The sequence below is a fragment of the Thermoanaerobacter sp. A7A genome (assembly GCF_000445185.1).
GTDB lineage: Bacteria > Bacillota > Thermoanaerobacteria > Thermoanaerobacterales > Thermoanaerobacteraceae > Thermoanaerobacter.
Genome location: NZ_AVAF01000163.1, coordinates 1 through 4,502, shown reverse-complemented (window position 1 = coordinate 4,502; position 4,502 = coordinate 1). Strand labels below are relative to the sequence as shown.

The following is a 4,502-nucleotide window of genomic DNA, read 5'->3' as shown; positions in this document are numbered from 1 at the left end:
CCCTATAATATTATTATCCATTATATCAAAAATTATATAATATTCATAAATCAAGATTATACTATAGAAATTAAGAATAATAGGAGGAAATATGTATACACGTCGCAAAATTAAAACTTTACCAATCAAATATGTTAAATATGATGAATTTGGAAATCCATTATATATTGGGTTATTCAACACCAGGAAAAAATTTAAATGAAAAAGGTTGGGTTATTAAAAAGATCTTCTATGATGATCAAGGAAGATTTATAACTGAAGCTTATGCTGAAAATATTACTATTCCTATTTTGATTTTTGATAAAAGAGAAGAGTATTATTATCATTATCCATCTGAAGATTTATCTATTGTCATTGGTAACACAGCTCTTGTGACAGGTGGTTTTAATAGTATTTCAGGTACTGTTCGTCATTTGGCTTCAGTTGAGAAAATAAATATATCTGCTCTTGGAAATGCTTTTATGATGCCTGATTTAATTCAATCCATCGATATTCATGCATCGACTTCTAATGGATTACATGATAAAGGTGTTATTGGTTGTGGTTATTTTAATTTAAACACATTATTTACTTTTTCTATAGATAATTATTCATCTTCTTATATTTTTGGAACCTTATCTGTGAGTGGTTATGGCAAAACCGCCGTTTCTAATGGTACTAATGATAGAGCAGTTTTTAGTGGTGGAAGAAACAGCTCTTCTTATTATAGTAATTTAGAGTATTTTAATATAGTATCTTTTTCTGGAGCTAATAACTTCGGAAATATGACTGAACCAAAATCTGGATTAAATGGAACTTCTAATGGAACTAATGAAAGAGGAATATTTACTGGTGGATATCGTGGTTCAGGATTTTCTGATAAAATAGAATATATAACTATATCGACTCCTGGTAATGCTTTAGATTTCGGAAATTTATCAATGAATAGGGTTTATCATTCTTGTACATCAAATGATCGTAATGATAGAGCACTTATAATTGGAGGATATTCATATACAGGAAGTGCGACTATATATTTGAATACGATAGAATATCTAACTATTTCTACTTTAAGTAATAGTCAAGATTTTGGAGATTTACCATTAGAGATATTTGGTCATACATCTACATCTAATGGTATAGGAAATAGAGCTATTCACTGTGGTGGAAATAATAATAATGTACAAATAAACACTATTTATTATAATAATATAGTTTCTTTAGGAAATAGTTTAGAATTTGGTTTTTTAAATGAACCAAAACTTTATTTATCAGCAGTATCTAATGGTCAACATTAAAATATAAAATTTAAAAGGGGATACCTCTAAATTAATGAGGTATTCCCTTATATTTTTTTATTTTTGATATTGGTAAAAAATAGAATAGTGATAAAATTTTGAACAGACATTTAATGATACATTTGAGAAATTAACTTTAAAAACTTAAAGGAGCGTTAGTATGACTAGAAATGTCAAAATCGATCTTCAAAAAATACCACAAGTACAAACTTGTTCTTTTCAGCCTAAACTTTCTAAAATAGAAAAAAGAGATGGAAGATTTGAAGATTTCGATTTTCAAAAGATTTCTAATGCTATTTGGAAAGCGATAGAAAGTAACCCAGATGCTATTGAAGGAATCGATCCTCAAAAAGCATTACAAGTTATAACTGCTTTTGTTCAGATCAACTTAAATGATATCGAATCTGAAACTATTCATATTGAAAAAATTCAAGATATTGTAATTGAATCTATTAAACAAGCTAATTTTCCAGTTTTAGCTTATGTATATAAGAATTATAGGAAGTCTAAAGAAAAAGAACGAAATATCTTTAAAGAAAGAACTATTAAGTTAATAGATGGATATATTAATAAAAACACCTGGAAAGTTAGAGAAAACTCTAATACTTCATTTTCAATGCAAGGACTTAACCACTATGTTTATAGTGAATTGAGTAAAACATATTGGTTTGAAAGAGTATATAATAAAAAAGCTAAACAGTATCATGAAAATGGTGATATCCATGTACATGATCTATGTAGTTTAAGTACATATTGTTGTGGATGGGATTTAAAACAACTTTTAACTGAAGGTTTTGGTGGTTGTCCTAATAAAACAGAATGTGAACCACCCGCACATTTTGATTCAGCTATAGGTCAAGTATATAACTTCTTATATACTTTATCTGGTGAAGCAGCTGGAGCTATGGCGTTTTCTAATGTTGATGTTTTATTAGCTCCTTATATAAGGAAAGATAAGCTTTCTCGTAGTGAAGTTAAGCAGTCTATCCAAAACATGATATATAACCTTAATAATCCTACTAGAGTTGGTTTTCAGTGTTTAAGTGAAGATACTGAAATACTAACACCAACTGGATGGAAGTCTTTTAATGATATAAGTGTTGGTTCTACCATATATACTTTTAATACTAAAACGAAAATATTCGAACAACTTGGCGTTAAGGCCATGTTCGTTAAAGAATATAGTGGATTAATGTATCATTTTGTATCTGAACACTGTGATCAGTTTGTTACTCCAGAACATAGAGTAGTTGTTAAAAATGCGAATAACGAGTATGAGTTCAAGAAAGCTGATTATTTATTCCAAAAACAAGAAGATTTTGAAATTCCATTTACATATTTAGATAACAATGATCCTAATAAGATAAATGAAGTTGTTGATAGTGAATCTATTTCTGAATTAGGATTAGTATTAGATTATGATGGTATAGTTTGGTGTCCTACTACTGATAATGGAACTGTTATAGCTCGAAGAAATGGAAAGATATTTATAACTGGAAATTCGCCTTTCACTAACTTTACTTTAGATTTAGAATGTCCTGAACACATGAAAAATGAAGAAGTTTATATAGCTGGAAAACCTACTGGAACTACTTATGGTGAGTATCAAGAAGAGATAGACTTATTTAATGAAACGTTCTGTGAAGTTATGATGGAAGGTGATAAGAAAAAGAAGATATTTACATTTCCTATTCCAACTTATTGTATAGATGAAAATTTTGATTGGGATAATCCTAATCTTAAAAATCTTTGGATGATGACGGCAAAATATGGCATTCCTTATTTTGCTAATTATATTAATAGTGATATGTCTAAAGAAGATGCTCGATCTATGTGTTGTCGTTTGCGATTAGATTTATCTGAACTTAATAAAAGAGGTGGTGGATTATTTGGAGCTTCTTCTTTAACTGGTTCTATTGGAGTTGTGACTATTAACTTACCAAGATTAGGACATTTAGCTAAAGATAAAGATGACTTTAAAGAGCTATTATTAGATCGATTAGAGTGTGCAAAACAAACTTTAATCGAAAAAACTAATTTTGTAGAAAAGATGACTGAATATGGATTATATCCATATACTAAACATTATTTACGTCATATTAAAGAAAGATTTGGTTCTTATTGGACTAACCATTTCAAAACTATTGGTATTATAGGGATGCACGAAGCCTGTATTAATTTATTTCAAAATCCTAAGGGAATAGAATCTGAAGAAGGATATGAATTTGCTCAAGAGATTTTAGATTTTATAAATCGTAAACTAATAGAATATCAAAAAGAATCTGGGTTATTATTTAATTTAGAAGCTACTCCAGCTGAAGGTACTTCTTTTAGATTAGCTAATAAAGATAAGGAATTATACCCAAATCAATATTGTTTTAAAGTTGAAAACAAATCTTTTTATACTAATTCTACATTTTTACCAGTTAATTCTAAAAAGACATTATTTGAAGCATTAGCTCATCAAGAGAAATTACAAAGTAAATATACTGGAGGAACAGTATTTCATGGATTTTTAGGAGAATCTATTGATAATCATAATGTCGTCAAAAATGTTTTAAGAAAAGTGTTGACTAATTACAATATTCCATATTTTAGTTTTACACCTACATTTTCTATATGTTCAGAACACGGATATATTAAAGGTAGTGTAGCTAAATGTCCTACATGCAATAGGAAAACATTACAGTATAGTAGAGTAGTAGGATATTATACTCCTGTAGATACATGGAATGATGGTAAACAAGAAGAGTTTAAGATAAGAACTGTTTACGACGATAGTATTAAATAGTAAAGAATAAATAAAACGATTTAAATGTATATACCAGGGATATCCTAGATATCCCTGGTATATATATCTATATTTCCACTATACTATAGAACATATAACATATATAATAGGAGGCATATATCATGGCTATAGGTGATAAGTATTACATGGTAAGATTGGATAGGATGATAGATGAGATAACCCAGAGGGATGGATCTGGTAGTCAGATAGATGCAGATTTATTAGATGGGAAAGATAGTAGTTATTTCGCTCCTGCTATACATAACCACGATGGAGATTATTTGAGGTTAACTGGGGGAACTATAAGTGGAGATTTAACTATAACTGGGGATTTAACAGTAAATGGTACTATCAATGGTGAATCTAGTGGAAGTGGAGGAACTGGAACACCAGGTGATAGAGGAGTATTCGGTGGAGGATATAATGGTTCTTCT

At 29.1% G+C, this 4,502-nt stretch carries 3 protein-coding genes; all 3 read left to right on the top strand.

The window, feature by feature from the left end; genetic code table 11:
* Positions 1-143: 143 nt before the first annotated feature.
* Positions 144-1,277: a hypothetical protein gene (locus M663_RS0112890; protein WP_273702741.1), complete on the top strand. Its 1,134-nt coding sequence runs from the start codon at positions 144-146 to the stop codon at positions 1,275-1,277.
* 160 nt (positions 1,278-1,437) lie between these two features.
* Positions 1,438-4,068 (top strand): ribonucleoside triphosphate reductase, encoded by a 2,631-nt coding sequence (locus M663_RS15690; RefSeq protein WP_273702740.1) that lies wholly within the window; start codon positions 1,438-1,440, stop codon positions 4,066-4,068.
* Between the two features lie 122 nt (positions 4,069-4,190).
* On the top strand, positions 4,191-4,502 hold a 312-nt coding region (locus M663_RS14900; RefSeq protein WP_042805399.1), incomplete at its 3' end, for a hypothetical protein.